The following is a 24692-nucleotide window of genomic DNA, read 5'->3' on the forward strand; positions in this document are numbered from 1 at the left end:
AGGTAAATTTCTTAGGATTCTTCGAGCTTCTTCGCCCAAGGCGCCAGGTGGCGTTTCTCACGCGGATTATCGACCTGGTTGCGTGAAGGACTGAAAAACACGCCAGGTATATGCAGCAGTTTGCTGACCGGCAGCAGCAGCATCAGTACAGCCACCAACAGCAGATGTACCAGCAGCGCAAAATCCATTGGCAGCGCGCCTCCGCTGAAGGTGAACAGGCCATCAAAGAACTGCTTCACCATCACCACGTCGGTGTGCACAACAAAGGTCATCATCAGACCGCTCAGGCCAATCACCATCAGCATCAGCAACCACAGATAGTCAGAGGGAGCCGAAATGTAGCGGACCCGATCAACGAAGATACGACGCACCAGCAGGCCGACCAAACCGGCCACCATAGCAAATGCCGCATACTTTCCGATCGGCTGCAGCAGCTGGATTGGCAGCGGCACAGGGTCCATAAAATAACGCAGGTGGCGGGCGAGTACCGCGAACAGCCCCATGTGGAACATCCAGGAGAAGATCCAGGTCCACTTGGTGCTCTTGAAGAGGCTCTCGAAAAAGACCACTTCGCGGAACATACGCAGTACCACACCGGTCTGAGTTACAGGCGCCGGCGTGGTGGGAATCTTTAAAGGTGCGGGGGTCTTGGCATATTGGACGATCTTGCGGACCAATCCAATCAGCATCACCAGAGTCGCTACGATAAACAGCAACGCGTAGACAGTTGACATGTTCCTGCGTTCCTCAGAGTTCTTGTTCAGGCCTGGAGAGGGGCGAACCCTCTCCAGGTGCTCGGCACGACTTAGATGCAGCCGGTCGGCTTCGGCAGGCCGGCGAAACGGCAAGCCTGCTTACCTGGGCCGTAAGGGAACAGAGCGTACAGGTACTTGCTGTTGCCCTTCTCCTTGCCCAGTTTCTTACCAACCGCCTTGGTCAGAACGCGCACGGCGGGAGCGATCTGGTACTCTTCGTAGTACTCACGCAGGAAGTTGATGATATCCCAGTGCTCGTCGGTCAGTTCCAGGTCGTCTTCCTTGGCCATAACCTCAGCGACCGCAGGCTCCCACTCGCTCAGGTTAACCAGGTAGCCTTCCTCGTCAGTCTCAAAAGTCTTGCCATTAGCTTCGATAGCCATCGTGATTTCTCCTAACTCTCGTTTAAATTGAATTCAGTTGATCAGACCCAGGCCTGCACCCGGCTGCTCTCAGCAGCGAGGGCGACAAAACCGGCGTAGTCGACAACCTGAACACCTTCGATCAGTTTGTCTTCTGCTATACCCCGGGTCTTCAGATCAGGACCAAGTACATAAAACTTGACCCCACTTGCCGCCTGGACCTTACCCGCATACTCGGTGCCTTGCATCGCCCCATAGACGCCATCCTCATACAGCAGAACGGCGCTGCCCTCTTTGGCATAGCCGAGACAGCTCGTCATGGAGCTCTTCTCGAAGGGCGACTTATTCACTGTGTGCAAAGTGCTCATACTCTTGCTCCCCTTAGAAACTGAAAACGACGTCCTGCTCATCCATGATGTCAGCCAGTTCAGCACGGCTCACGACACGAATGGAGTCCTTCTCAGCCCAGTCGTCGTCCTCGTCCTCATAGGTCAGAGGCATCAGGTCATCCAGGGTCAGGCCACGCGCTTCGAGAGACTCTTTCTCGACATAGAGCTTGGTGACATCGTAGTCACCCAGGGCCTGGTAGGTCGGGGAGAAGTTCTTCATATCACTCTCGCTCGTATCCTGCCCCTTGACCAGCTGGTAAACACCGTCGTCAAGGAAGGCCAGACTGACGTCCTGGTCGAAGGCGGCGCCGATCAGCACCACCTCCAGCGATTCCCAAGCATAGATGGTTCCGTAAGGAGCCCGGCGGTTGAGATACATGAATTTTTTAATATCAGCCATCTTTCAACCCCTGCGCTTAGTCACCGAAAACCATAAGACGATCGGACTGGACACCCGCCTCGACCAACTGACCGAGACCGGAGATCCGGAAGCCGTCAGCGATGTTCTGCGCACTCTTACCGTTACGCTGCATCTCGCCCTCGTCGACGATACCGCGACGTTGGGCAGCAGCCACGCAGACCACCAGGTCCAGACCGTGTTTCTCCGCCAACTCGCTCCAGCGGGCGACGATGTTGCGGTCGTCCTGGGGCGGAGTGGTCAGATTGGTACCGTTATTCACGCCATCGTGATAGAAGAAGACACGCATGATTTCGTGTCCTGCTTCCAACGCAGCCTTGGTGAATTGATAGGCCGAATCAGTCGCTTGATGCTGATAAGGACCTTCGTTTACCTGAATCGCAAATTTCATCAGTTTAACCTTCCTGTTGAAGTACCCTGTCAGTGTCCGTTAGAAACGGATGTGAGCAGAGGCGTTCAGGTTGGCACGACCGCCACGCCAGTTATCGATGTGATACTTGGTGAACGGCAGACCGGTCTTCTCGAAGAAGCGGGACCAGCCGATACGCTCAGCCCACTCACCGATGCGTTCCCAATCCTTGGCATCTTCCTTATAGGCATTGAGGATCTGCTTGACGATGGCAGAGACCTCAGGCCAACGCGGCGGATTGTTGGGTACGCCAGCGGCGACCAGCTTATGGAAGGTCGGCTTGGATCGGGCGTTGGAGTTCTTGCCACCCACCCAGATCGCAAACTTGGAGTGCTCGGGATCGTTGATCTGCATCGGCGGACAGGGCGGAAAGCAGGCACCACAGCAGATGCACTTCTTCTCGTCGATCTCCAGAGAGGGCTTACCGTTGACCATTGCAGGACGGATGGCGGCCACCGGGCAGCGGGCCACGACAGTGGGACGCTCACAGACGTTGGCCACCTGGTCGTGATCGATCCGCGGCGGCTTGGTGTGCTGGATGTTGATCGCGATATCACCCTGGCCACCGCAGTTGATCTGGCAGCAGGAGGTGGTCATGCGAACCCGGTTCGGCATCTCTTCCTTGGTGTACTCGTCGATCAGCTCGTCCATCAGGGCCTTCACGGCGCCGGATGCATCCGTACCAGGGATGTCGCAGTGCAGGAAGCCCTGGGTGTGAGAGATCATGGAGACCGAGTTACCAGTACCACCGATCGGAAAGCCATGCTCGGTCAGCTTGTCGATCAGGGGCTGTACCTTGGACTCTGCACTCACCATAAACTCAATGTTGGAGCGAATAGTAAAGCGCACATAGCCTTCAGCAAATTCATCGGCGATATCCATCAGCAGACGGATGGTGAAGAGATCCATCTGACGCTGGGTACCAGCGCGAACGGTCCAGATCTCGTCACCACTCTTGGCAACGTGATGCAGAACACCGGGACGCGGGCGATCGTGCCAGCTCCATGCGCCGTAGTTCTTCTTCAGGACGGGGTGCAAGTAGGGCTCCATCTCGGGAACGCCACTCTCAATCGGCATACGAGGTTCCGACATGCTTACCTCCTAATAATTAGGGTAATTGATTCGCTTTGCGGGGCCTCCGGCGCAAGCCTGGAGCCCCGCATGAAACTGCCTCTATCGGGCAATCGACAGATGATTAAGCCTGACGCTCAGCCCACTTGGCGGCTTCTTCGTCCCAGCCATCCATACGGACGTAGGGGTTCATGCGCGGACGCTCGATCATGTTGGGATCAACCTCCAGGCCAATGCCTTCGAGGAAGTTGACCAGGCCGATACGCTCGATCATCTCACCGGTACGCTCATGTTCCAGGGCGTTCTCAGCGAAAAAGTCCAGGATCTCTGTCGCCAGCTCTTCCAGCCACTCGTAATCTTCGTCGCTATCCAGCTTGTGGAAAGGCACGATCACGGTACCCATCAGATCGCCGATCTTCAGGGTACGCTTACCACCGCAGAGCACGGTAATACCTTTGTCGTCACCAGGAGAGAGCGCCTTGGTCATGACGTTGATGCAGTGCATGCAGCGCACACAGCTCTTGTTGTCGACGGCCAGGGTATCGTCATCGTTCAACGACAGGGCCTGGGTCGGGCAGCGGGTGATGACGTTGTCGATGATCTTCTTGCGACCCATATCGGCGACGTACTTCTTGACCTCGGCCTGATCAACCTTCATGTCGTCGCGCCAGGTGCCGATAACCGCCACATCAGCGCGCTGCACGGAGTTCATGCAGTCGTTCGGGCAACCGGAGACCTTGTATTTCATCTTGTAGGGGAGCGCCGGACGATGCATATCATCAAGGGCGTTGTTCACCAGCATGCGCATGGTACGACCTTCATCCACACAGGACTGCTCGCAGCGCGCAGCGCCAACGCAGGACATGCCGGTACGCACAGCGGGACCCGCGCCACCCATGTCGAAGCCCATCTCATTCAGCTCATCGAAGGCAGGCTGGACATTATCGGTGGAGCACCCCTGGAACATGATGTCACCGGACTGACCGTGGAACGCGATCAAGCCTGAGCCATACTTCTCCCAGATGTCGCAGAATTTACGAATGGTGTTGGTGTCGTAGTGCATGCCAGGAGGCGGCATGATACGCAGGGTGTGGAATTCTGCGGCAGCAGGAAACTTGGGGGTGCCGTCCTCATTCTTCAGCTCGGTGAAACGTGGAATCACGCCGCCGCCATAACCGATAACGCCAACGGTACCGCCCTTCCAGTAACCTTTTTTTGTCTCGTAGGACTCTTCCAGCTGACCCAGCAGGTCAACCATGATGTCATTTTCCTTCGCGAGACGCTTGAGGCCGGTTACAAACGAGGGCCAAGGGCCACTCTCCAGCTGATCAAGCATGGGGGTATCATGCATCTGTTTTGCCATCACTCTTTCTCCCAATGGTCGTTTACGTGGGGACTCTGGCCAGTTCGTATTCGTTGCTATCAGCCCGGCCGTCCACCGAGCGTAGAATACAGCCGTGCACCCTGCAATCCGAAGCCGTTGCAGGCTACAAGCCTGCCTCTACAGGGCGCAAAGTTTAGGGTTTACTTATGATCGGAAATATCCTTCCGATGGGAGGGTAAGCATAGACGACGCCTATCCCCTTTGGGATAAGAAACTCCCCAACCGAGCACCTTTCAATCCATGAATTTCATGATAATCCATTAATAAACAATGAGATAATGGATTCCCCCAAAAAGATCGCACACCCACTACCCCCCCTCCCTTAATAAGCCGGCAATATATGGGTATTAATCTTCGGATCACAAAACAGCTGTTGTCGATTGCAGTCAGCCAATAACCGAGTAAAATTGTGCGGTTTTAAACCCCCTCTGGAGCGGTAGAATCGCCCCACGAGAGGGGCCAGACAGAATCACAGGGTCACACAAATGCTCTACCTTAGCGAACTGATGATGCAAAACCCGGACTTAGAGACCTTCGAAGAGTTGGTCCAGGCAATAAAGGTACGGTCAAAGCGCGAGATGTTCTTCCGCATCGACGTCAAACCCCCCTTTGCCGACACCCCCGACAATTGGGAAGACCGCCTCGAGGCGGCCTTTACCTAAGGCAGCAGCAAACTAAGAGGTTAGCGCGTGAAGTACCTTGAATCAGAGACCTTTCTCGGCGACAACGAGTGTTCCGAGGACGCCATTTCATCTAGCAAGTTGCTGCAGATCCGCCTCGACGAGAAGGATGAGCAACTCGCTGCCCTGCCCGCCGACGCATCATTGGAATCACGCCTCACCCTGATCCTGGAGCGCGGTTATATCCAGCTCGATCTGGACCAGAACGAGGCGGCCTGGAAGGCGGTGCAGGAGATACTCCCGCAGGCGATCGACAACGAGCTCTGGCTGCAGGCGGTGGAGGCCTGCGACATCCTCTACCAGGCAGAGCAAGCCGACTCACTCAAGGCGTTGGCGCAGGGAATCTGGCTCTCGGTGACCTTCCCTATCCTCCCGGAGCTCAGCGTCGCCATGCTGCAGCACCTGATCGATGAGACCCCAGACAACTCGGACGGCGCTGCGGTAGCCGCCGCCACTGCCGCCTACATCGTCGACCTGCGCGCCGAAGGCGCCGAGCGCAAAGAGCTGAAATTCTTTACCAGCCAGCTGCTCGGAGAGGTCGCACGCCGTCACAGCCAGGTCGAAGAACAAGAGATCTTCGACTTCTGGGTGGAGCGCATGGAGCTGGATGATCCAGGAAAATTCCTGCCGCGCCTGGCCAAGGTGCTCGATCTGGTCACCGAGAACGACTGGTGGTTCGACCGCGACGCACTGCGCGCCAAGATCCCCCACTGAGAGAGGTTTGCAGATGTACTGGCAAGAAGAGAGCGACAACGATCAGTTTGTGGTACCCGATAACGTACTCGACCTGTCCTTCCGCATCGAATGCAAGGCGCTGCCGGTGGATCACGCCTGGGCCCTCTCTGAAGAGATCCAGCGGATACTGCCTTGGTTCGCCGAGGAGAGACTGTGCGGCCTACACCTGATCTATGGCGCCGATTCTGGCAACGGCTGGGAGCGTCCCCAGGGATCCGACGACACCCTTTACCTGTCGCGCCGCACCCGGCTGCAGCTGCGACTGCCGCAGGCGCGCATCGATGACGCCCAGGCTCTCAACGGCAAAACCCTGCATATCCAAGGCATGCCGCTCACCATAGGCAGCGCCAAGGCGCACCCGCTGGGGATTACCACCACTCTCTACAGCCGCTATGTCGCAACCGACACCGGCAACGATGAAGGTCAATTTCTGGAACAATCGCTCGCCGATCTGCACCGTCTCGGGCTGCGCTTCAAAAAGATCCTGGCCGGCAAAGAGGCCAGATTCCAAGGCCCTGATGGCCCACAGTCAAGCCGCAGCCTGATGGTCGCCGGCCTCTCCTACGAGGATGCGGTCACCCTGCAGCAGCACGGCGTCGGCTCCCTGCGCCACCGAGGATTCGGCTTGTTCGTCCCCCATAAGACTGTATAAGATACCGCCCCACGACTTTTAGCTACGCGGGCGGGCACCCCACCCATCCGAGTTACCATCGAGAAGGAGAAACCAATGTCATATGAAGTGAATGGCACAACCATTGAGGCCACCGAAAACGGCTACCTGGTCGATCAGAGCGAGTGGAACGAAGATGTCGCCAAGGTTATCGCCGAAGCAGAAGGCGTTACCCTCTCCGAAAAAAGCTGGGACATCATCAACTACCTGCGCGACGAATACCTCAACAATGGCGGCAACCAGCCCAACGAGCGCAATATGGTAAAACACTTCAAGGGAGTCTGGACCGACTTCCCCAAGGTAGATGCCAAAGCCCTCTATATCCATTTCCCGAAAGGCCCCGCCAAGCAGGCCAGCAAGGTCGCAGGACTGCCCGAGACCAAGCGCAAGGGCGGCTACTAAGCCTCCAGCATACCGCGCCGAAAAAGGGGCTTCGCAGCCCTTTTTTTTGTGCCTAAGACAAACTCAGCCCCATCAAACACCTCACTGATCTTCAGCAGTCGCACTAGGTTTAACAGCCCCGGCATCTGCAACAATACGCTCAACCCTCCACCTGCAGCAGCAGACTCTCCAGTCGCTCTTCCCGGAGCGGAAACTCGACAACACCAAATATCGAATAACGCTTCATCACCTGCTCCAACTTCGGCCGGTACTGCGGCTCGATCAGGACGATCACCTTGGCATCTGCACAATAGCGCTGCAGGCTGGCGAGCAACGACTCCAGGTTGCTCATACGGTCGCGGAACTGCGGATCAGAATAGAACTCAGCCACCACTACCGCCGGCCGATGCCGTTTCATCCAGGCCTGCGCCTTGCGCACCGAGTTAACCATCTCCACCGCATAACTGTGGCGCTGATAGAGTGGCACGAAGTTGGGGTATCCCCCCAGTTCTACCAACACCAGCAATTCCCGCTTATTCATACGCTTGATTTTCTCCACGTCTGATCGGAGTATGCGCGCAACTCCCGGTCTACAAAGTTAAAGGGCGAATCATGTTACTGAATCTGATCATTGGCGACTATTCGATGAACCTTGAGATCCCCGAGGGATATCAAGAGAAGATGGCAGACGCCTTCGACAAGATGGACAAGGATATGGACAACGGCCGGCGCCTGGGACAGACCTGGCTAAAGCAGCCCGATCGACAGCAGCGTTGCCAGATCGCCGCCGACAAACTGCTGGCCGCCATCGAGACCCATAACGAAAACCTGGCGCTGCTGATGGGCGGCTACATCGCCAGCCGCATGCCGGAGATCCGCCAGATCCGTATCGACAACAACGGCGAACCGCAGGAGACCAGCTTCAGCTGATCGACATGGAACTCCCCCTCGCGATTGCCGCCATCACCGCCCTCGCCGGCTTGGTGCAGGGGCTGTCAGGGTTTGGTTCCGCGCTGGTGGCGGTGCCGCTGATGAGCCTGCTGCTACCGATGGAGCAGGTGGTACCGCTGATGGTGCTGCTGGGCATCGGCATGTCGAGTCTGAATCTGCTCCACCTGCGCCGCAGCCTGAGCCTGAAGCCGGTGCTGCCGCTGATCGGCGGCTATCTGCTCGGCACCCCGCTCGGCCTCTACTTTCTGATCGACGCCCCCGAGGTCTGGGTGAAACTCACCCTGGGGCTCTTCCTCAGCGGCTATGCAGCCCTCTCGTTGGCGGGACGAACGCTGCAACCCGCCTGGCTCAGGCACCATCCGATCGGCATCGGCACCGGTTCCGGCGCACTGGGGGCCGCCTTCAGCACCAACGGGCCACCGGTGATCCTGCATGTAGCGGCCCAGCAGTGGTCCGCCGACCAGCAGAAGGCCGCACTGAGTCTCTTCTTTGTCGCTGCAGGTCTGATCACCGCCAGCGCCCACGGCATCAGCGGGCTGCTCAACCTTAAAGTCGCCGAACAGGCGCTGATGGCGCTGCCGATGCTGATCGCCGGCACCTGGCTCGGCATCACGCTCTATCGTCGCCTCGACGATCACAACTACCGCCGGCTGACCTTTCTGCTGGTGCTGGCGATGGGGCTGCTGATGAGCGCAGGCGCTATCGAGATGCTCTATCAGAGGTGATTCGACCCGATCAGCTGTTGGATCGCACTGGCCGCCTCGCTTCCCTGTTGCTGGTAAAGCTGCAGTGACTCCATCGCGATCCGCTCCCAGTGTGCCTGCCCCATGCGGGCAACCACCTCCAGCGGCTCCGTGCCCCCCGCACTGCGCCACTCCTCATAGGCCTTGAGCGCACCAGGAAAAAGCTCCCGACGCATCCCGCCGAGGTTGCCGAACCAGAAGTGGATCGAGGCCGCCTGCCCCTGCGCGATCAGACCCGGCAGGCTGCTGCTGCAGTCGGACCAGTGATCCCGCACCGCACGCAGCATCAGTTCCGCCGGGGTAAAACTGAGTGCCATCAGCATCTCGCCCCATGACTCGCCCAGCGCCTCGCCGACCCGGCACTCCCCCTGCTCATGCAGCAGCACCATCTCGATCTCGCGTTCCACCATTGCATCCAGTGAGGACTCCAATTCCTGCTCGAAATCGTAGCAGGCGAAGGCGCGCCCAAGGGCATTGTCGGGTCGGTGCCAGCGCCAGCTCTCCAGCTTCTCCCACAATAGCCTGCGCAACGACTCACGACGCAGAAAGATCTGCCGCCCCAGGCTCATCGCCGCCGGTGCGCTCAGATCCCGCGCCAGCTCACGTCCGGAGACCAGCAGCAACATCCCCTGCGGCTGTTCGTACCGCTCCAGCTGGGCGAGAAAGAAGTGCGGTTTGTTCTTGATGCCGTAGCCGGCGCTGTAGACCAACCCCTCGGCATGCAACTGCTGGTTGATCGACTCCACCTCGAAGGGGGCATACTCACCACCGTTAATCGGCAGCGGCCGATACTCCGCCTCAGCCAGTGTCTCCCAGAGGGACTCCCGTTCGGCGAGCCACTCCCCCACCTCCTCCTTCGGCAACTGCTCGGCATAACCCAGCCCCTTCTCCCAGCGAAAATACTCACGCATCTTCATCAGGTAGGTGCAGAGTCCGTAGTCGCCGCCGTGGCGCGCGTCGGAGATATGGCAGTTGTACTGTACCGCCTGGCTGAGCTGTTGCAGAGACATAACCGGAGAATCCTCGGTAAGATCAACCCACCTTATTCACGCTGGCGCCAGATCCCACGATCCAGCACAAACAAGGCGGATTCAAACCATTGAAATCGACCCTTATCCCAGTAGAATACTTGGGTATTTAAAGCAACCTAACATGCTGTCCCGACCTCAGCCAAGCCGAATTTCCCGCTGGTTTCCAGCGGAATCGCATCGCATGCGGGCCGACGGCATCTTGCCAAGCAGTAACCGGAGATCCCTTTTGGCCATCAGAATCAAAAGCCAATGGCACGACGAAGACGCCACCCGCTCCCCCGGAGAGATCGGCGCCGCCACCGCTTTCATCGCCTGGCGCATCGCCCTCGACAAGGCGATCACCCTGCACGGCGAACACTTCATCTATGACTCGGATCTGCAGCGCCTTGGCGTGATCGCTGAATATCTGGCCTTCGAGGTGCAGGTCGTGGATCGCATCATCCATCCGCAATTCGATGCGGAAGGACGCCGCGAGCTGATCACCGCGCTGGTGATGAAACTCGCCGACCACTATCAGGACAACGCCCGTGACCTGCTCGGCGACGGTGATCACGCCAACCGCTTTATCAGCCTGTTCAACCAGCGCTCCGGCGAGTATGCCGAGTTCAGTTTCAGCGATACAGGCCCCTCCTACCCCTTCTTCCGTCACCTCGGTTTCGAGATCCAGCAGCTCATGGGTGACGAGCAGAAGAACCGCTGGGTGATCGATCAGGTGATGGACAAGGATGGCCCGGAAGTCTACAAGCAGCTCTCCCGGGCGACCCGCAACCTGCTCGACTGAGTTCCCAGCCATCACAACTTCTCCCGCAACGCTTCCCCTTTGAAGGACCCTCTATGCGCCCAGCCCAGCTGTCAACTATCCTCAAGCAGGAGTTCAAAAGCACCCGCCACGGCCACCACACCCCTGTGATGTTGTGGGGCCCGCCCGGGGTAGGCAAATCCGATATGGTGCGCCAAGTGGCGCAAGAGCACGGCGCGCCGGTGATCGACATCCGTCTGTCGCAGATGGAGCCCAGCGATCTGCGCGGCATCCCGTTCCGCATCGACGGTCATGTCAACTGGGCGATCCCATCGATCCTGCCCGATGCTGAGCGCCACGGCGACGCGGGCATCCTGTTTCTCGACGAGATCACCTCCGCACCACCCACCGTCTCTGCCGCCGCCTACCAGCTTATCCTCGACCGTCGACTGGGCGAATACCAGGTACCGAAGGGCTGGGCGATCTTCGCCGCCGGCAACCGCCAGGGCGACCGCGGCGTCACCTACAGCATGCCGGCGCCACTCGCCAACCGCTTCTCCCACTTCGAGGTGGAGACCCACCTCGACGACTGGGTGCTATGGGCCTACCGCCACAACATCGACGAACGGGTGATCGGCTTCCTGCGCTTCCGTCCGGAGCTGCTGTTCGACTTCGACCCGACCCACAATCCGGTCGCCTTCCCCTCTCCGCGCTCCTGGGAGTTCGCCCACCGCGGTCTGCAGAAATTTTCCAGCCATCCGGACCTGCTGCAGGGCACCCTGCAGGCCTGTGTCGGACCAGCCGCCGGTATCGAGCTGACCGCCTTCGTCAACAGCCTCGACAAGATGCCCGACCTGGATGCGATCCTCGCTGGCGAAGAGGTGGCGGTGCCGGAGGAGATCGACCTGCAGTACGCGGTCGCCGCCGCCCTGGTGGGGCGTGCGATCCGCGCCCAAGAGAGCGGCGCAGAGATCGAAGTGATGGGGCGCATCCTCGACTATGCGCAGCGCTTTCCACAGCGTGAGATGGGAGTAATGCTGGTATCCGACATGCACCGCGCGATCGGCGAGACGCTGTTCAGCGTGCCCCAGTTCGGCGACTGGGCACAGGCAATCTCCGATGTGATGCTTTACGAATAAATTTTAACCAGCAAATATGGATATCGAAAAGATCGAGACCAAGCTGGCCGCGGCCCGCACCAAGCTAATCCTCGACAAACCGTTCCTCGGTGCGCTGGTGATGCGCCTACCGTTGCAGGCGGCCGATCCCGACTGGTGCCCAGCCACCGCTACCGACGCGCGCAAGTTCTACTACAATCCGGAGTTCATCGACTGTCTGAACCTGGATGAGACTCAGTTCATGCTCGCCCACGAGGCGCTGCACTGTGCGCTGTCGCACTTCGCGCGTCGCCAGCACCGCACCAAGCTGCACTGGGACATGGCCTGCGACTACGCCATCAACCCGCTGCTGATCGACGACGGCCTCAAGCCACCGCCTGGTTCGCTCTATCTAACCCAGTTCAAGGGCATGACTGCGGAGGAGATCTACCCCTGCCTCGACGAGAAGGATGACGAGCAGCCGCTCGACAACCATGTCTACGACCAGGACAACACCAAGAACCGTAGCAGTGGCAAAAACGAGAAAGATCTGCAGCAGGACAAGACGGATCAGACAGACTCGCAGACCCCAGACCAGCAGCCTAGCGATGGCGGTGCCGAACAGCCCGAGCCACTCACTCCGGATGAGGCGGAGACCCTCAACATCCAGTGGCAGCAGCGCCTCGCCGGTGCCGCCCAGCAAGCGATGCAGGCGGGCAAGATGGGGGGCGAGATGGCACGCATGGTGGATCACCTGCTGCAACCGCAGCTGCCCTGGCGGATGCTGCTGGCGCGTTATATGACCGCCATGGCGCGGGAGGACTTCAGCTACATGCGGCCCTCCCGCCGCGAAGGGGCGTTCATTCTGCCGAGCCTACGCAGCAACCAGGTGGAACTGGTGGTGGCGCTCGACACCTCCGGCTCCATCAGCAACGCCGAGATCACCGAGTTTCTCGCCGAAGTCAACGCCCTCAAAGGCCAGATGCGCGCCTGCATCACCCTGCTCGCCTGCGATTCACAGCTCGCCAAAGATGCTCCCTGGCGCTACGAGAGCTGGGACGAGTTCACCCTGCCGGAACAGATCCAGGGCGGTGGCGGCACCGATTTCCGCCCGGTGTTCAAGTGGATCAGCGAGCAGCCCCAGCGCCCCGATCTGCTGGTCTACTTCACCGATGCAGAGGGCACCTTCCCCAAGCAGGAGCCGGGCTATCCGGTGATCTGGCTGGTCAAGGGCAAGACTAAGACTCCCTGGGGTGAGCGCATTCAGCTCAACTAACGTCCTGGCACATCACGGGATTTGTCCCTCTCCCTGCCATCTGTTACTTTTGCGCGGCAGTTTTACCATTCCGCCAGTCATCTCCCCTTCGCTTCCAGATTCGCCAGCCCATGCTATCCCGACTCTGCCAGCTTCAAGCCGATGCAGCGGTACAACACCATTTGGAGACAACCATGAGCCAGGCACAGAACGGCGACAGCGTAAAGATTCACTACACCGGCACCCTCGATGACGGCACCCAGTTCGACAGTTCCGAAGGCCAGGAGCCACTCGAGTTTCAGATCGGCAGCGGCATGGTGATCCCCGGCTTCGATAGCGCCGTCAGCGGCATGAGCATCGGCGAAAAAAAGAGCGTACGGATCCCGGCTGAGGAGGCCTACGGTGAGCGTGACGATGAGCTGGTTCACAATGTACCACGCAACGCCCTGCCCGATGATATGGAGGTGGAGGTCGGCATGCCACTACAGGCACAGAGCCCGGATGGCCAGGTGGTGCAGATGACGGTGGTGGAGATGGATGATAGCTCGATCCGTGTTGATGCCAACCACCCGCTAGCGGGCCAGGCTCTCACCTTCGCCATCGAACTGGTATCGATCAACTAACAGCCCTTAAGCTGGCGCCCCTGACCAGCCGTCAGGGGCTTTGCCAGGCCAGATTTCAAGATCAGGCGGAACTCCCGCCGCCGGATAGACTCCATAAGGTTCATGAAACGATTCACCCGCCCATCCATTCCGCTGCTGCTGGCGCTCATCACGGCCCTGTTCGCTGCCGTCGTCTCGCTCAGCTTCGCCGCCGATGGCGATCTCGCGCCAGCGCCGGGAGGGATCCTGCTGCCGGAACTGGGCTCACCTTCGGATCAATATCTGACTCCGGCCGATGAGACGCGTCTGGGCCGGGAGTTCATAAAAAACGTTCGGGAAACCCAGGACGTAGTGGATGAGCCGCTGATCGACGAGTATATCCAGTCGATGGGGCGACAGCTGGTCGAACAGAGTGATGCAGCGGGCGGCCAGTTCCACTTCTTTGTTATCCGCTCACCGGTCATCAACGCCTTTGCCGGTCCGGGAGGCTACATCGGCATCTACAGCGGGCTGATCCTGGCCAGCCAGAGCGAGAGCGAGCTCGCCTCGGTGGTCGCCCATGAGATCGCCCACGTCACCCAGAAACATCTGCTACGCGCTTTCGATGCAGCCAACCGGATGAGCGGTAAGACCGCCGCACTGCTGCTCGCCGCGGTGCTGATCGGAGCCAGCGCATCGGGCGAGGCGGGTATGGCTATCGCCGCCGGAGCACAGGCGAACGCCCTGCAACAGCAAATCAACTTCACTCGCAGCAACGAGCAGGAGGCGGACCATGTGGGCATAGGCCTGTTGGCCGACGCCAACTTCGATCCGCGTTCGATGCCAATCTTTTTCGAGCGCCTGACCGATGCCAGCCGCCTCTACGAAAACGGCATCCCGGAGATCCTGCGCACCCACCCGGTCACCACCAACCGTATCGCCGATGCACTGAACCGGGCAGATACCTACCCCTATCGCCAGTACACCAGCAGCCATCGCTACTATCTGGTGCGGGAAATGCTGCGGGTCAGCCACTATGATAAGCCGGCCGACGCCGTCAAATACTATGCAGAAGGCCTGAAGCAAGAGCGTTATCTTAACCAGGAGGCGCACCGTTTTGGTTATGTGCTGGCACTGCAGCAAGCCGGCGATCCCGATCAAGCGGAGAAGATGCTACAGCCACTGCTGAAACAGCGTCCCACTGAAACCAGCTATATCCAGGTACAGGCCCGCATCGCCCTCGCCCGGAGGGAGATGGAGCAGGCTCTACAGACTTTGCAGACAGCCTACCTGCTGCTACCGAACGACTACCCGCTGGCAATTCACTATGCGGAGACTCTGCTCAAGGCAGGAAAGCAGAGCGAGGTCGATAAGGTTATCGATCAACTGCGCGCGCTTCGTCCCCGGGAGCCGCGCCTGTTGCGACTTGCCGCCCGCGCCGCACAGGCCCGGGGCAAACAGACTGAATCTCACCGGCAGCTTGCCGAGGCCTATGTCTTCGAGGGGGATCTGGCTGCCGCCATCAACCAGCTCGAGATTGCCCTGAAGCAACCCGACAAGGGGGATTTTTATCTTCAGTCACAGCTTGAGGCCCGCCTGCAGGAGCTGCAGCAACGACACTCGGAAGCACAGGCCAAATCTCAATGATCTCCGTTGCAGGATAAAACACAAACAAGCATTACGGTTAACCATTAGGCGGTCCACAGCAAACCCATCCGAGGCCTGCGGAAGTACTGCCGTAAACATTATAAACTACTAATATATAGGCAATTTTTACTTGCCATCACCTGAAGTTAGGGTATTCTTACCGCCTACCTTGACAAGGTGATACAGGCAGCGGTCGCGAAAAACAGAAGCGATAACAGACCCCACCTGTGTGAGAAAAAAACCGCTTTCCCAACAAGTGAAACTTTAGACGCCAATCAGGCTCCAAATACAGCAGTACCGATATGCTTATGCTCCTCTCGAGGGCATACGCGCTTGTCGGAGAGTGGATATTTATCGCCCCCTAATCTTCTCAGTCAGGAGAATTATTGATGAGTACCGACATGAAACGCAGGATCTTCCTCAAAGGATCACTGGCTGCCGGCGCAGTAGGCATGGCTGCAGGCGCGGGCCTGCTGATGCCGCAGCAAGTGCTGGCCGCCTGGCCCTCAGCCGCTTTTGAAGCAAAGGAGATTCCGGCAGCACTCAGCGCTCTGATGGGATCAGACACCAGCGAGCCTTCCACCGATATCCGGGTCAAGGCCCCGGACATCGCAGAGAACGGTGCCGTAGTACCTGTCACCGTTGAGACTAGCATCGGCGGCGTGGAATCTATCGCCATCATCGCCTCCAACAACCCGGTACCTCTGGTTGCCTCCTTCAACCTTGGACAGGGCGCAAGCGGTTTCGTCTCCACCCGTATCAAGATGGGCAAGACCGGCGATGTGATCGGTGTTGTCAAAGCCGGCGGCAAGCTCTACAGCGCACGCAAGGGCGTGAAGGTCACCATCGGCGGTTGCGGCGGTTAAGCCCCACAACAGCATCGGAAGAACAGATACAGAGGTATAGAGAAAAATGGCGAAATCTAGCATCAAGATCCGGGCTAAGGCCAAGGGTGACGTCACCACTGTGAAGGCCCTGATGACCCACCCGATGGAGACCGGCGGTCGCAAGGACAAGAAGACCGGCAAACTGATCCCGGCCCACTTCATCCAGGAAATCACCTGCAAACACAAGGGGAATACCGTGATAACCGCACTGTTCAGTGGCGGTGTATCCAAAAACCCCTATCTCTCTTTCAAGTTTACCGGTGGCGCCAAGGGCGATGAAATCGAGTTAAGCTGGAGCGATAATAAAGGCGGCAGCGACAGCAAGGTCGCAAAGATCAAATAAGATCCACTCTGACCGCTTACGAAGCCGGCGAAGTCTTACAGCATCGCCGGCTTTTTCGTGCCCGCAAGAGAAGTGAAATGGTGGAATCGGCAGGGTCGGCGAGAGACGCCCGCCGTCACAATCAAGCCTGACTGTTGCGGTGCAGCATCACGATCAGATCGGCCTCCCCGCCACTGATCCCCAACTCATTGACCAGTTGCTCTGCGCTGGCCCCCTGCTGCACCAGGCGGATCGCCTCCGCATAGGGGGGATGATCGCCAGCCTTGTTGTGTTCAATGGTCTCCTGGCGCTCTTCTAGATCACGCCCGCGGCGCTCCAGCCGGATTACCCGCTTATCCACACCCACTGCACTGGAACAGAGCGCGCCAACAGACTGTTTGAGGGTCTCAACCTCACCTCTCAGGGATGATAATTCATTGCGGAAACGACGTCCGGTCACAAGCAACGCCACCCCCCCTACCAGAATGATCAGAAGGCACAAAACGACCGCAACAATTGCAATGCTGCTGTCAACCATCAAGCATACTCATCGATATGAGGCTTCCCATTATCATCCTGCTCATCGGACTGGCGCTTGGGTCGGCGATCTTTTCTCTCCTCGGGAGGTCTGGGCTTCTCCCGCTTCTCCGGTTTTTTCGCCGGAGTGATGGGATAGAGCGGATTTAACGGGTTCTGTTCACCAATTTCAGGCATGACGATGTCCCCCCCCTCTTACGCAGAACTATCTTTTCACTACCCGACACTATAGTGGCTCAAGGGGATGATTCAATGCGCTGGCCTGACGCCTCCAGGGGCCGGCATCAGAAGGCTTTGATCGCAGCCCACTCCTGATCGGTAAGGAGTTTGTTCAGATCGACCAGGATAAGCAGGCGGTTCTCCTGTGTTACTACCCCTTGAATGTAGCGCGAACTCTCCTCACTACCGATATTCGGTGCCGCATCAATCCCCGTCTCACGCAGTTCGACCACTTCGGCTACAGAATCGACCAGGATACCTACCACCTGTTTTTCCGACTCGATGATAATGATGCGGCTGGCATCATCCACCTCATGGGGGGGCAACCCAAAACGACTCCTCGTATCGATCACTGTTACCACATTGCCACGAAGGTTGATGATGCCAAGTACAAATGATGGTGCTCCAGGAACCGGGGCTATCTCGGAAACGCGGAGCACCTCCTGCACCTTCATCACATTGATGCCGTAGCTCTCATCCATCAGACGAAAGGTCACCAACTGAATCACTGCATCGTTGAATTCACTTTCTGCTGCCATTTCGTTCATTGCCTTACCTCACACCCATCGTTTCGATGAGTTGAATCTATAAATCTGCAAGATGCCAAACTGGAGGGCCGATCAACCATTGATCATGCCCACCAGCCCATCCACTTCCAACAGCACAACAAGTTGTTCAATTATCACGCCCGCCATCCAGACACGACGACTTGCCTCTCGGGCCCAACAAACATCGCCCCTGACCAGAGTTGTCGTTTCACAGACCCTGTCCACCACCAGGCCGATTCGCCCCTCATCCACCAGAAGCAGATAACCCTTTGAGCACTCTCCTACAGACCGCTCCGGCATGATCAGCTGTGCCGTATCGATAATTCCGACCAGTTCATCTCGTCTCATCAGCACACCGAGCATCCATTTCGGTTGCTTCGGAACAGCGGCACACTGGCCATCCCAGGCCGCGACTTCACTGAGACAAACCAGTGGCACAGCCAGTGAGACGTCCTCCACCTCAAACAGGAGTGTCTGAAACGGTGTTTTCGACCAATTCGGCGAAAACCGCAGCCCTTCTGATGGGCTGGGGACACCATCCAGCGCCTCGACTTCAACAGGCGATGGGGCTTGCAGCAGCTCATCCACCTCCGCCAGCAACATATCGAGGTAGCTGGTCAGGGCCAGATCTTTTTCAGCCAAACTGACAACTGGCTGTTCGTATTCAACCGACCTGATCATCTGGTACCGGTCCGGGAGAGCGGCTCCCCTTCACGCTGAAGTTCCTGCAGCAACTCCGTGTAGGCGGCAACACTGCGGCAATTAGGATCAAACATCGATGGCGGCATACCCACCCGGCTCGCCTCCCGCAAACGGGTGTCGACCGGGATCAGGCTCTGCCAGAGATGCTCCTTATATGTCTCACGCAACACCTTCAGGCTATCCACCGAAGCCCGCGTGCGTATGTCATACATGGTGGGCACAATAGTGTAGGGAAGCGGCGTGGCGCGTGCTTTCAGTACCATCCGCAGGGTATGCAGCATACGCTCCAGCCCTTTCAGGGCGAGAAACTCGGTCTGCACCGGAATGATCAAATGTTCACAGGCGGCGAGTGCATTGATCATCAGTATTCCCAGGATGGGAGGGCAATCGATCACCACATAATCATAGCGGTCGTGCAGGCGTGCCAATGCATTATTGAGCACCAGCCCCATGCCATCCAGCCTGCCCGCCTGACGGTCCAGGGTTGCAAGCACCATCGCAGCGGGGATCAGATCTAGCCCTTCGGTGCCGGTGTTATAGATCAGGCTGGCGGGGTCCACATCTCGCTTGTCCGCCACCGCCTTGAACAACGAGTAGACACTCTCATCGACCATCTCGGGATCGTAGCGAAAGTAGCTGGTCAACGAACCATGGGGATCGATATCGAGCATCAGGGTACGCATTCCCCAGTTGGCAAGCAGACCGGCGATGCTGACGGCGGTGGTGGTCTTACCCACCCCCCCCTTCTGGTTGGCGACCGTCCAGACTTTCACCGTCCTGTACCCAGCCTGCCGAACATCAGATCCGACTCCATGCCCTGACCGATGATCACCAGGGTCACGCGCCGATTTTTCTGCCGACCCGCTTCACTAGAGTTGTCCGCAATCGGATGGTATTCACCAAAGCCGATCGCCGCCAACCGCTTCGGCTCCACCCCCAAGCGGCTGATCAGATCCACCACCCTCGCTGCACGGGCCGCGGAGAGCGCCCAGTTCGACGGGAACTCATCAGTCCGGATCGGGCGATTGTCAGTATAGCCTTCAACCCAGACCCGGTTTGGTAGTACGCCAATAATCTTGCTGATATCCCTGAGCACTTTCAGCGCCACTCGCGACAGCTCTGCACTACCGCTGGGAAACAGCAGTTTGTTCTTCATATCCACCAGCACACGACCATCTTTGTAGTCGACATCGATCAACTCTGCTTCCACATAAGGGGCTAACATATCCCCGATCGCTGCGCTGAGATATTGCAATCGCTGGGCCTCGCTCACCCCTCCTTTCGCTTTGCCGCTCTCCGCCAGCAGGCTGCGATGCGGATTGACCGGCTCGCTGCCCGACTCCTCATAGGTGCCCGGGCCAAGTTTCACGTCAGTCTCGATCAGCGCGCTCTTCTGACCCACAGCATCGGCTTTGCCCTGATCCCGCTTCAACTCGCCTAACTGGATCGGCTCCAACGTGCGCCCCGCCTCTTTGAAGGCTTGGGAGAGAGTATTGGAGAGCACCCGATATTTGCCCTCATTTACCGATGAGAGCGAATACATGACCACAAAAAAGGCGAATAGCAGGGTAATGAAGTCGGCATAGGAGACGATCCACCGCTCGTGATGGACAGGCTCCTCTACTCTCTTGCGTCTGCTGCGTGCCATCGAATTATCTCATCAGAGAAAAGCTGTCAGTTTCATCTCGATATTGCGTGGGTTTTCACCCTCAGCAATCGCCACCACCCCTTCGATCACCATCTCCCTGTATTTGCTGTTGTAGGCAGCCAGAGTCTTGAGTTTTGCCGCAACCGGCAGCAACACCAGATTGGCCAGCCCAACACCGTAGATGGTGGCCACGAAGGCGGTAGCGATACCACTGCCAAGCTTGCTCGGGTCGGCCAGATTCTGCATCACATGGATCAGGCCCATCACCGCTCCAATAATGCCAATCGTCGGCGAGTAACCACCCATCCCCTCAAACACCTTGGCTGCCTGGAGATCGTGCAATTCTGTGGCATCCACCTCCATCTCCAGGATGGAACGAATCACCTCAGGCTCACCGCCATCGACCATCAGTTGCATACCTTTGCGCATGAAAGGATCAGGCTCCTCCTCTGCAACACGCTCCAATCCAAGCAGCCCCTCCTTGCGTGCAATATTGCTCCACGCCACCATTTTCCTGATGGTGGCGCTCATGTCGTTGTGACGCGTAAGAAACACCCGGCCGGTAAGGCGTATCGCATGGGAAAATACGTTCATTGGTGTCTGCAGCAGAATCGCACCGACGGTGCCTCCGATCACGATCACCATCGCTGGCCCATTCAGCAGGGCGTCGATGTGCCCCCCATCGAGCCAGTTACCACCGATAATCGCCATGAAGGCGATGATCAGGCCAACAAAACTGAGGATATCCGGTCTCATCTAGACCTCTCTTCAGCCCCACACTCCATCACGACATGCATACCAAGCAGCATGCCCACCTCAACACAACGATGGGCTTCGAAAGATGTGAGATATTTGGAGCGCAACACCATGTTCACTACCTGCCTCTCTCTCCAGATACATCAGTCCCGATACCCTGGTCTACCTGTCTGGCATGGCAGCAGCTTCAGAATTTTCTGGCGTACTTGCGCATCAGCCCGGGCATGTCGAGTATCAATGCGATCTTGCCATCACCCGTGATGGTGGCGCCGGCCATGCCTTCCATACCCTGCAGCATGGCGCCAAGTGGTTTGATCACCACCTCTTCCTGACCGATAAGCTCATCCACTACCAGCCCCACCTGAATATTGCCGATATTGACCACCACCACATGACCGAGCCCACGCTCCTTATCTCTTGGTGGGGCCGTGGGCACCAGCCACTCCCGTAGATAGAACAACGGCAGCGCACGCTCACGCACCATGATCGTGAGCTGACCATCCACCACATTGGTCCGTTTCAGATCCAGATTGAAGATCTCCACCACATTAGCCAACGGCAGAGCGAACGGCTGGGTACTGAGTATTACCATCAAGGTAGGCAGAATCGCCAGGGTCAGCGGCAACTTGATGGTGATCACGCTACCGCGCCCCAACTCTGAATCGATCTCCACTGAGCCGTTCATCTGCGCAATCCGCGTCTTCACCACATCCATCCCCACACCACGGCCGGAGACATCCGATATCTCGGTCTTGGTGGAAAACCCAGGCTGGAAGATCAGGTTGAAACACTCCCTATCATCGAGCCGGGAGGCGCTCTCCTGGTCCATCAGCCCCTTCTCCACCACCTTGCGGCGAAGCACATCGGGATCCATCCCGTGGCCATCATCGCTGATCGAGAGCAGGATGTGGTCACCCTCCTGTGCGGCTGCCAGCTGCACTGTGCCACGTCTCGGCTTACCCATGCGCTCCCGCTCTTCCGGCTGCTCAATACCGTGATCCACCGAGTTTCTTACCAGATGGACCAGCGGGTCGGCGAGCGCCTCCACCAGATTTTTATCCAGGTCGGTATCCTCGCCGACCATCTCCAGATCGATCTCCTTTTTCAGGCTGCGAGCCAGATCCCTGACCACTCTGGGAAAACGGCCAAACACCTTTTTGATCGGCTGCATGCGGGTCTTCATCACCGACAGCTGCAAATCCGAGGTCACTACATCAAGATTGCTCACCGCATTCGCCAGCTCTTCATCATTCAGCGTCGCCTTTAGTGTGGCCAGTCGATTGCGTACCAATACAAGCTCACCCACCATATTCATGATGTCATCCAGGCGTTGCGTATCGACGCGAACCGTGGTCTCCGCCTTGGCGGGTTTAGTCTTGGGGACTGCTGGCGCGGATCCGGGCTTTGTCTTTGGTACCGGCTCTGTTTTCTTAGATTCTGCAGCCTGTTGCGGCTTGGGGCTTGCCGCCTGCTGGGGCGCAGCATCTGTCTTCGGCACCACGGGTTGTTCCGGGCTGGCTGCGGTAGCCGCCGAAGCGCCGGCAAACTTCCCCTTGCCGTGCAGCTCGTCCAGCAGGGCTTCAAACTCCTCCTCGGTGATCTCATCAGCGCCGACAGAAACTGCCTGAGCGGAAGCGGGTGGCTTGAACTTGCCCTTGCCGTGCAGTTCATCGAGTAGATTGTCGAACTCCTGTTCGGTTATCGAATCTGACTCAGCTGCCGATTGTGCCTCACCGGGCACAGCGGCAGTGGGCATCCCGGTGAATTTACCTTTGCCGTGCAGTTCATCCAGCAGATTCTCAAACTCATCCTCAGTGATCTTGTCGTTGCCATTGGGTATGGCAGCGTGTGCGGGCTCCTGAATCGACTCAAGCAGCTCTTCGAATTCTGCATCGGAGAGTTCACCCTTCTTAGCTGTCGCGGGCGCCACACTCTCTGCAGGTGCAGCTGCCTGAACCTGGGAACTCTCTTCTCCGGAGGACTTGGCTTGAGCCCCGGCTTCAGCTTCGGGAACAGAAAAACTGTGCAGACTCTGGATCAGCGCCGGGGCTGCATGCTCTGGTTCGATGCCGTTCCGTACACTGTCAAACATCTCGTTGACAACATCCAGTGCGTTCAAGACCACATCCATCAGATTGGCATCGATGCTACGTTGCCCCTGGCGCAGCACGTTGAAAACATCCTCAGCCCGATGGCAGACTTCGACCAAGGCCTCGATACCGAGGAAGCCAGCACCTCCCTTGATGGTATGAAAACCACGAAATACCGCATTCAGCAAGTCATAGTCTTCCGGCCGCTGCTCCAGATCCACCAGCTGCTCGCTCAGCTGCTCCAGAATCTCTCCTGCCTCTACCAGGAAATCCTGCAGTATTTCATCATTTACATCGATCGCCATGCTTTGCTCCCGAAGCCCGCTGACACCTTCAAAAACTTTCCTAGTTCCACATGCAGGTGTGTCGGCAACTCAACGCAGAACTAAAATCCGAGGCTTGAAAGCAGGTCGTCCACCTCATCCTGACCGTTCACCACATCCCCTTGATCCACCCCAGGCACCACAGGCCCTTCAAGCTTCTCTGGTTGCTGTTCCCGTTTTACCTCCATCCGCTGGCCGGTAATCCGCACCAGCATCACCAGACGCTGCTCCAGATCCTGCACCAGATCGATCACCTTCTTGATGATCTGCCCGGTCAGATCCTGAAAGTCCTGCGCCATCAATACCTCTGAGATGTTTTCATGCAGGGCAGCGGCACTGCAGGCTGACTCTTTTAGAAAACCATCAAGCGCCAAGCTGAGTTCCTGAAATTCGTCCTTGTTCAGCTGTCGAGAACGGAATTTATCCCACTCTCCTGCCAGCTGTTTCGCCCGCCCTTCCATCTCAGCCACCAGCGGCAGGCTCTTCTCAACAGCCGTCAAAGTGCGGTCCGCCGATTGTTGCGTCATGGTAATGACATAGCTGAGACGCTCTTTGGCATCGGGGATGTCGATCTCGGTCAGCTCCGCCATACGTGCGTCCAGCAGAAAGCCGTTGATCGCTTCGTGCAGTTCGCGCGTCAGACGGCCAACCTCCTGAAACAGCTCGCTCTCTCTTCCCAGCGACAGCTCTGCGATGAGCTGCTCGGCCTCCTGATTTTTCCCTGCCTCAAGCATTTCGACCAAAGCACGTGCCGTCTCCAGACGAGCAGTACCAATATCCGGTGTTTCCTGCATCTGGTCTCTCCCGACTAGGGCCTGCTATACCGACAAAATGGACGCAAACGACACATTCGCCAACGCTAGCTGTCCCTGGAGTACATCAACCTTCGATACGTTCGAAGATTTTGTTGATCTTTTCTTCCAAAGTCGCTGCGGTAAATGGCTTAACCACATAGCCGTTGACCCCCGCCTGCGCTGCTTCGATGATCTGCTCTCGCTTCGATTCGGCAGTCACCATCAATACCGGCAAAGCGGCAAGCTTGGCATCGGCACGCACCGCTTTGAGAAGATCGATACCGGTCATGCCTGGCATGTTCCAGTCACTAACCAGGAAATCAAAGTTCCCGTTCTGCAGCATCGGTAACGCGGTGGTCCCGTCATCGGCCTCATGGGTATTGGTAAAGCCCAGATCCCGTAACAGGTTCTTGATGATGCGCCTCATGGTGGAGAAGTCGTCCACAATGAGAATCTTCATATTTTTATCCAAGGCAACCTCCCATCACTGTGTCGCCACTGTAAGACTGGAAGAAGTGCGTTGCAGCATTGACTTCCCCCCAAACCGTTCTGTTCCGACCATTGAGAC

Annotated in this window: 32 protein-coding genes; 13 read left to right on the forward strand and 19 right to left on the reverse strand. The window is 57.8% G+C overall.

Annotation, left to right across the window (positions count from 1 at the left end; genetic code table 11):
* Positions 1 to 11 precede the first annotated feature (11 nt).
* The 7 genes from Ga0074115_RS11045 to dsrA form a co-directional block, all read right to left on the reverse strand.
* A complete protein-coding gene (locus Ga0074115_RS11045) occupies positions 12 to 734 on the reverse strand; it encodes a respiratory nitrate reductase subunit gamma (RefSeq protein ID WP_057955991.1) in 723 nt (240 codons plus the stop codon).
* A gap of 71 nt (positions 735 to 805) precedes the next feature.
* A complete protein-coding gene (locus Ga0074115_RS11050; protein WP_005959723.1) occupies positions 806 to 1138 on the reverse strand; it encodes a TusE/DsrC/DsvC family sulfur relay protein in 333 nt (110 codons plus the stop codon).
* A 41-nt stretch (positions 1139 to 1179) separates the two neighbouring features.
* Positions 1180 to 1485 (reverse strand): sulfurtransferase complex subunit TusB, encoded by a 306-nt coding sequence (gene tusB, locus Ga0074115_RS11055; RefSeq protein WP_057955990.1) that lies wholly within the window; start codon positions 1483 to 1485, stop codon positions 1180 to 1182.
* A 13-nt stretch (positions 1486 to 1498) separates the two neighbouring features.
* Complete coding sequence (gene tusC / locus Ga0074115_RS11060) at positions 1499 to 1906, reverse strand: sulfurtransferase complex subunit TusC (RefSeq protein WP_005959721.1); 408 nt, start codon at positions 1904 to 1906, stop codon at positions 1499 to 1501.
* Positions 1907 to 1922: 16 nt separating this feature from the next.
* On the reverse strand, positions 1923 to 2315 hold the full coding sequence (gene tusD / locus Ga0074115_RS11065; protein WP_005959720.1) for a sulfurtransferase complex subunit TusD: 393 nt from the start codon (positions 2313 to 2315) through the stop codon (positions 1923 to 1925).
* A gap of 39 nt (positions 2316 to 2354) precedes the next feature.
* Positions 2355 to 3425 (reverse strand): dissimilatory-type sulfite reductase subunit beta, encoded by a 1071-nt coding sequence (gene dsrB / locus Ga0074115_RS11070; protein ID WP_057957311.1) that lies wholly within the window; start codon positions 3423 to 3425, stop codon positions 2355 to 2357.
* A gap of 103 nt (positions 3426 to 3528) precedes the next feature.
* Complete coding sequence (dsrA, locus tag Ga0074115_RS11075; protein ID WP_057957310.1) at positions 3529 to 4767, reverse strand: dissimilatory-type sulfite reductase subunit alpha; 1239 nt, start codon at positions 4765 to 4767, stop codon at positions 3529 to 3531.
* Between the two features lie 506 nt (positions 4768 to 5273).
* On the opposite strand from dsrA, the gene Ga0074115_RS11080 reads away from it, so the two are divergent.
* The 4 genes from Ga0074115_RS11080 (at position 5274) to Ga0074115_RS11095 (ending at position 7275) form a co-directional block, all read left to right on the forward strand.
* Positions 5274 to 5450 (forward strand): hypothetical protein, encoded by a 177-nt coding sequence (locus tag Ga0074115_RS11080; protein WP_005959717.1) that lies wholly within the window; start codon positions 5274 to 5276, stop codon positions 5448 to 5450.
* A 27-nt stretch (positions 5451 to 5477) separates the two neighbouring features.
* Entirely contained in the window at positions 5478 to 6182 is a 705-nt protein-coding gene (locus Ga0074115_RS11085) for a hypothetical protein (RefSeq protein WP_060528519.1), read from the forward strand.
* Positions 6183 to 6195: 13 nt separating this feature from the next.
* Positions 6196 to 6855, forward strand: a complete 660-nt coding sequence (locus tag Ga0074115_RS11090; protein WP_057956884.1) for a type I-MYXAN CRISPR-associated protein Cas6/Cmx6 — start codon at positions 6196 to 6198, stop codon at positions 6853 to 6855.
* A 75-nt stretch (positions 6856 to 6930) separates the two neighbouring features.
* Positions 6931 to 7275: a TusE/DsrC/DsvC family sulfur relay protein gene (locus tag Ga0074115_RS11095; RefSeq protein ID WP_057956885.1), complete on the forward strand. Its 345-nt coding sequence runs from the start codon at positions 6931 to 6933 to the stop codon at positions 7273 to 7275.
* 139 nt (positions 7276 to 7414) lie between these two features.
* On the opposite strand, the gene Ga0074115_RS11100 is transcribed toward Ga0074115_RS11095, so the two are convergent.
* Complete coding sequence (locus Ga0074115_RS11100; protein WP_057956895.1) at positions 7415 to 7795, reverse strand: hypothetical protein; 381 nt, start codon at positions 7793 to 7795, stop codon at positions 7415 to 7417.
* 71 nt (positions 7796 to 7866) lie between these two features.
* On the opposite strand from Ga0074115_RS11100, the gene Ga0074115_RS11105 reads away from it, so the two are divergent.
* On the forward strand, positions 7867 to 8184 hold the full coding sequence (locus tag Ga0074115_RS11105; protein ID WP_057956886.1) for a hypothetical protein: 318 nt from the start codon (positions 7867 to 7869) through the stop codon (positions 8182 to 8184).
* 5 nt (positions 8185 to 8189) lie between these two features.
* Positions 8190 to 8930, forward strand: coding sequence for a sulfite exporter TauE/SafE family protein (locus tag Ga0074115_RS11110; protein WP_057956887.1), 741 nt, complete (start codon positions 8190 to 8192; stop codon positions 8928 to 8930).
* Here the strand turns inward: Ga0074115_RS11110 and Ga0074115_RS11115 are convergent.
* The gene (locus tag Ga0074115_RS11115) at positions 8921 to 9958 is read right to left on the reverse strand and encodes an Sfum_1244 family protein (RefSeq protein ID WP_057956888.1); all 1038 of its coding nucleotides are present in this window, start codon (positions 9956 to 9958) and stop codon (positions 8921 to 8923) included. The two genes, Ga0074115_RS11110 and Ga0074115_RS11115, sit on opposite strands and share 10 nt — an antisense overlap.
* Before the next feature lie 247 nt (positions 9959 to 10205).
* On the opposite strand from Ga0074115_RS11115, the gene Ga0074115_RS11120 reads away from it, so the two are divergent.
* The 7 genes from Ga0074115_RS11120 to soxZ all read left to right on the forward strand — a co-directional run bounded on the left by Ga0074115_RS11120 (position 10206) and on the right by soxZ (position 16528).
* Positions 10206 to 10760, forward strand: a complete 555-nt coding sequence (locus tag Ga0074115_RS11120; protein ID WP_057956889.1) for a hypothetical protein — start codon at positions 10206 to 10208, stop codon at positions 10758 to 10760.
* Positions 10761 to 10813: 53 nt separating this feature from the next.
* Positions 10814 to 11857: an AAA family ATPase gene (locus Ga0074115_RS11125; protein WP_057956890.1), complete on the forward strand. Its 1044-nt coding sequence runs from the start codon at positions 10814 to 10816 to the stop codon at positions 11855 to 11857.
* A gap of 16 nt (positions 11858 to 11873) precedes the next feature.
* Complete coding sequence (locus Ga0074115_RS11130) at positions 11874 to 13091, forward strand: vWA domain-containing protein (protein ID WP_057956891.1); 1218 nt, start codon at positions 11874 to 11876, stop codon at positions 13089 to 13091.
* A 173-nt stretch (positions 13092 to 13264) separates the two neighbouring features.
* A complete protein-coding gene (locus Ga0074115_RS11135) occupies positions 13265 to 13693 on the forward strand; it encodes an FKBP-type peptidyl-prolyl cis-trans isomerase (RefSeq protein ID WP_057956892.1) in 429 nt (142 codons plus the stop codon).
* A 102-nt stretch (positions 13694 to 13795) separates the two neighbouring features.
* On the forward strand, positions 13796 to 15298 hold the full coding sequence (locus Ga0074115_RS11140; RefSeq protein WP_060528520.1) for a M48 family metalloprotease: 1503 nt from the start codon (positions 13796 to 13798) through the stop codon (positions 15296 to 15298).
* Between the two features lie 389 nt (positions 15299 to 15687).
* Positions 15688 to 16164 carry a thiosulfate oxidation carrier protein SoxY gene (soxY, locus tag Ga0074115_RS11145; RefSeq protein ID WP_006475290.1) on the forward strand — a complete coding sequence of 159 codons (477 nt, stop codon included), beginning with the start codon at positions 15688 to 15690 and terminating at the stop codon, positions 16162 to 16164.
* A gap of 46 nt (positions 16165 to 16210) precedes the next feature.
* Positions 16211 to 16528 carry a thiosulfate oxidation carrier complex protein SoxZ gene (gene soxZ, locus Ga0074115_RS11150; RefSeq protein WP_057956894.1) on the forward strand — a complete coding sequence of 106 codons (318 nt, stop codon included), beginning with the start codon at positions 16211 to 16213 and terminating at the stop codon, positions 16526 to 16528.
* A gap of 121 nt (positions 16529 to 16649) precedes the next feature.
* On the opposite strand, the gene Ga0074115_RS11155 is transcribed toward soxZ, so the two are convergent.
* The 10 genes from Ga0074115_RS11155 to cheY form a co-directional block, all read right to left on the reverse strand.
* A complete protein-coding gene (locus Ga0074115_RS11155) occupies positions 16650 to 17045 on the reverse strand; it encodes a DUF2802 domain-containing protein (protein WP_232433059.1) in 396 nt (131 codons plus the stop codon).
* Entirely contained in the window at positions 17045 to 17221 is a 177-nt protein-coding gene (locus Ga0074115_RS16315) for a hypothetical protein (protein ID WP_157292746.1), read from the reverse strand. The genes Ga0074115_RS11155 and Ga0074115_RS16315 overlap by 1 nt, the downstream gene beginning before the upstream one ends.
* 107 nt (positions 17222 to 17328) lie before the next feature.
* Entirely contained in the window at positions 17329 to 17811 is a 483-nt protein-coding gene (locus Ga0074115_RS11160; RefSeq protein ID WP_057957010.1) for a chemotaxis protein CheW, read from the reverse strand.
* A gap of 72 nt (positions 17812 to 17883) precedes the next feature.
* Complete coding sequence (locus tag Ga0074115_RS11165; protein ID WP_057957011.1) at positions 17884 to 18492, reverse strand: chemotaxis protein CheW; 609 nt, start codon at positions 18490 to 18492, stop codon at positions 17884 to 17886.
* Entirely contained in the window at positions 18489 to 19286 is a 798-nt protein-coding gene (locus Ga0074115_RS11170) for a ParA family protein (RefSeq protein WP_060528521.1), read from the reverse strand. Before Ga0074115_RS11170 ends, Ga0074115_RS11165 begins: the two co-directional genes overlap by 4 nt.
* A complete protein-coding gene (locus Ga0074115_RS11175) occupies positions 19283 to 20161 on the reverse strand; it encodes a flagellar motor protein MotB (protein WP_057957012.1) in 879 nt (292 codons plus the stop codon). Before Ga0074115_RS11175 ends, Ga0074115_RS11170 begins: the two co-directional genes overlap by 4 nt.
* A 12-nt stretch (positions 20162 to 20173) precedes the next feature.
* The gene (locus tag Ga0074115_RS11180) at positions 20174 to 20917 is read right to left on the reverse strand and encodes a flagellar motor protein (RefSeq protein WP_057957013.1); all 744 of its coding nucleotides are present in this window, start codon (positions 20915 to 20917) and stop codon (positions 20174 to 20176) included.
* 187 nt (positions 20918 to 21104) lie between these two features.
* Positions 21105 to 23312 carry a chemotaxis protein CheA gene (locus Ga0074115_RS11185; protein ID WP_060528522.1) on the reverse strand — a complete coding sequence of 736 codons (2208 nt, stop codon included), beginning with the start codon at positions 23310 to 23312 and terminating at the stop codon, positions 21105 to 21107.
* Between the two features lie 80 nt (positions 23313 to 23392).
* Positions 23393 to 24124, reverse strand: a complete 732-nt coding sequence (locus Ga0074115_RS11190) for a protein phosphatase CheZ (RefSeq protein ID WP_005959695.1) — start codon at positions 24122 to 24124, stop codon at positions 23393 to 23395.
* Between the two features lie 85 nt (positions 24125 to 24209).
* Complete coding sequence (gene cheY, locus Ga0074115_RS11195) at positions 24210 to 24596, reverse strand: chemotaxis response regulator CheY (RefSeq protein WP_005959694.1); 387 nt, start codon at positions 24594 to 24596, stop codon at positions 24210 to 24212.
* Positions 24597 to 24692 lie beyond the last annotated feature (96 nt).

Source organism: endosymbiont of Ridgeia piscesae, assembly GCF_001443665.1.
Lineage (GTDB): Bacteria > Pseudomonadota > Gammaproteobacteria > Chromatiales > Chromatiaceae > Endoriftia > Endoriftia persephonae.

What these genes read in the sequence shown, in the direction of transcription:
- tusC (WP_005959721.1), bottom strand. Translation starts at nt 1,906, where the DNA reads ATGGCTGATATTAAAAAATTCATGTATCTCAACCGCCGGGCTCCTTAC.
- Ga0074115_RS11080 (WP_005959717.1), top strand. Translation starts at nt 5,274, where the DNA reads ATGCTCTACCTTAGCGAACTGATGATGCAAAACCCGGACTTAGAGACC.
- Ga0074115_RS16315 (WP_157292746.1), bottom strand. Translation starts at nt 17,221, where the DNA reads ATGCCTGAAATTGGTGAACAGAACCCGTTAAATCCGCTCTATCCCATC.
- Ga0074115_RS11160 (WP_057957010.1), bottom strand. Translation starts at nt 17,811, where the DNA reads ATGAACGAAATGGCAGCAGAAAGTGAATTCAACGATGCAGTGATTCAG.
- Ga0074115_RS11140 (WP_060528520.1), top strand. Translation starts at nt 13,796, where the DNA reads ATGAAACGATTCACCCGCCCATCCATTCCGCTGCTGCTGGCGCTCATC.
- Ga0074115_RS11185 (WP_060528522.1), bottom strand. Translation starts at nt 23,312, where the DNA reads ATGGCGATCGATGTAAATGATGAAATACTGCAGGATTTCCTGGTAGAG.
- Ga0074115_RS11105 (WP_057956886.1), top strand. Translation starts at nt 7,867, where the DNA reads ATGTTACTGAATCTGATCATTGGCGACTATTCGATGAACCTTGAGATC.
- soxY (WP_006475290.1), top strand. Translation starts at nt 15,688, where the DNA reads ATGAGTACCGACATGAAACGCAGGATCTTCCTCAAAGGATCACTGGCT.
- Ga0074115_RS11175 (WP_057957012.1), bottom strand. Translation starts at nt 20,161, where the DNA reads ATGGCACGCAGCAGACGCAAGAGAGTAGAGGAGCCTGTCCATCACGAG.
- Ga0074115_RS11155 (WP_232433059.1), bottom strand. Translation starts at nt 17,045, where the DNA reads ATGGTTGACAGCAGCATTGCAATTGTTGCGGTCGTTTTGTGCCTTCTG.
- soxZ (WP_057956894.1), top strand. Translation starts at nt 16,211, where the DNA reads ATGGCGAAATCTAGCATCAAGATCCGGGCTAAGGCCAAGGGTGACGTC.
- Ga0074115_RS11125 (WP_057956890.1), top strand. Translation starts at nt 10,814, where the DNA reads ATGCGCCCAGCCCAGCTGTCAACTATCCTCAAGCAGGAGTTCAAAAGC.
- Ga0074115_RS11045 (WP_057955991.1), bottom strand. Translation starts at nt 734, where the DNA reads ATGTCAACTGTCTACGCGTTGCTGTTTATCGTAGCGACTCTGGTGATG.
- Ga0074115_RS11180 (WP_057957013.1), bottom strand. Translation starts at nt 20,917, where the DNA reads ATGAGACCGGATATCCTCAGTTTTGTTGGCCTGATCATCGCCTTCATG.
- tusB (WP_057955990.1), bottom strand. Translation starts at nt 1,485, where the DNA reads ATGAGCACTTTGCACACAGTGAATAAGTCGCCCTTCGAGAAGAGCTCC.
- Ga0074115_RS11115 (WP_057956888.1), bottom strand. Translation starts at nt 9,958, where the DNA reads ATGTCTCTGCAACAGCTCAGCCAGGCGGTACAGTACAACTGCCATATC.
- Ga0074115_RS11130 (WP_057956891.1), top strand. Translation starts at nt 11,874, where the DNA reads ATGGATATCGAAAAGATCGAGACCAAGCTGGCCGCGGCCCGCACCAAG.
- dsrB (WP_057957311.1), bottom strand. Translation starts at nt 3,425, where the DNA reads ATGTCGGAACCTCGTATGCCGATTGAGAGTGGCGTTCCCGAGATGGAG.
- Ga0074115_RS11165 (WP_057957011.1), bottom strand. Translation starts at nt 18,492, where the DNA reads ATGATCAGGTCGGTTGAATACGAACAGCCAGTTGTCAGTTTGGCTGAA.
- Ga0074115_RS11110 (WP_057956887.1), top strand. Translation starts at nt 8,190, where the DNA reads ATGGAACTCCCCCTCGCGATTGCCGCCATCACCGCCCTCGCCGGCTTG.
- Ga0074115_RS11135 (WP_057956892.1), top strand. Translation starts at nt 13,265, where the DNA reads ATGAGCCAGGCACAGAACGGCGACAGCGTAAAGATTCACTACACCGGC.
- Ga0074115_RS11090 (WP_057956884.1), top strand. Translation starts at nt 6,196, where the DNA reads ATGTACTGGCAAGAAGAGAGCGACAACGATCAGTTTGTGGTACCCGAT.
- Ga0074115_RS11100 (WP_057956895.1), bottom strand. Translation starts at nt 7,795, where the DNA reads ATGAATAAGCGGGAATTGCTGGTGTTGGTAGAACTGGGGGGATACCCC.
- Ga0074115_RS11095 (WP_057956885.1), top strand. Translation starts at nt 6,931, where the DNA reads ATGTCATATGAAGTGAATGGCACAACCATTGAGGCCACCGAAAACGGC.
- dsrA (WP_057957310.1), bottom strand. Translation starts at nt 4,767, where the DNA reads ATGGCAAAACAGATGCATGATACCCCCATGCTTGATCAGCTGGAGAGT.
- tusD (WP_005959720.1), bottom strand. Translation starts at nt 2,315, where the DNA reads ATGAAATTTGCGATTCAGGTAAACGAAGGTCCTTATCAGCATCAAGCG.
- Ga0074115_RS11190 (WP_005959695.1), bottom strand. Translation starts at nt 24,124, where the DNA reads ATGCAGGAAACACCGGATATTGGTACTGCTCGTCTGGAGACGGCACGT.
- Ga0074115_RS11050 (WP_005959723.1), bottom strand. Translation starts at nt 1,138, where the DNA reads ATGGCTATCGAAGCTAATGGCAAGACTTTTGAGACTGACGAGGAAGGC.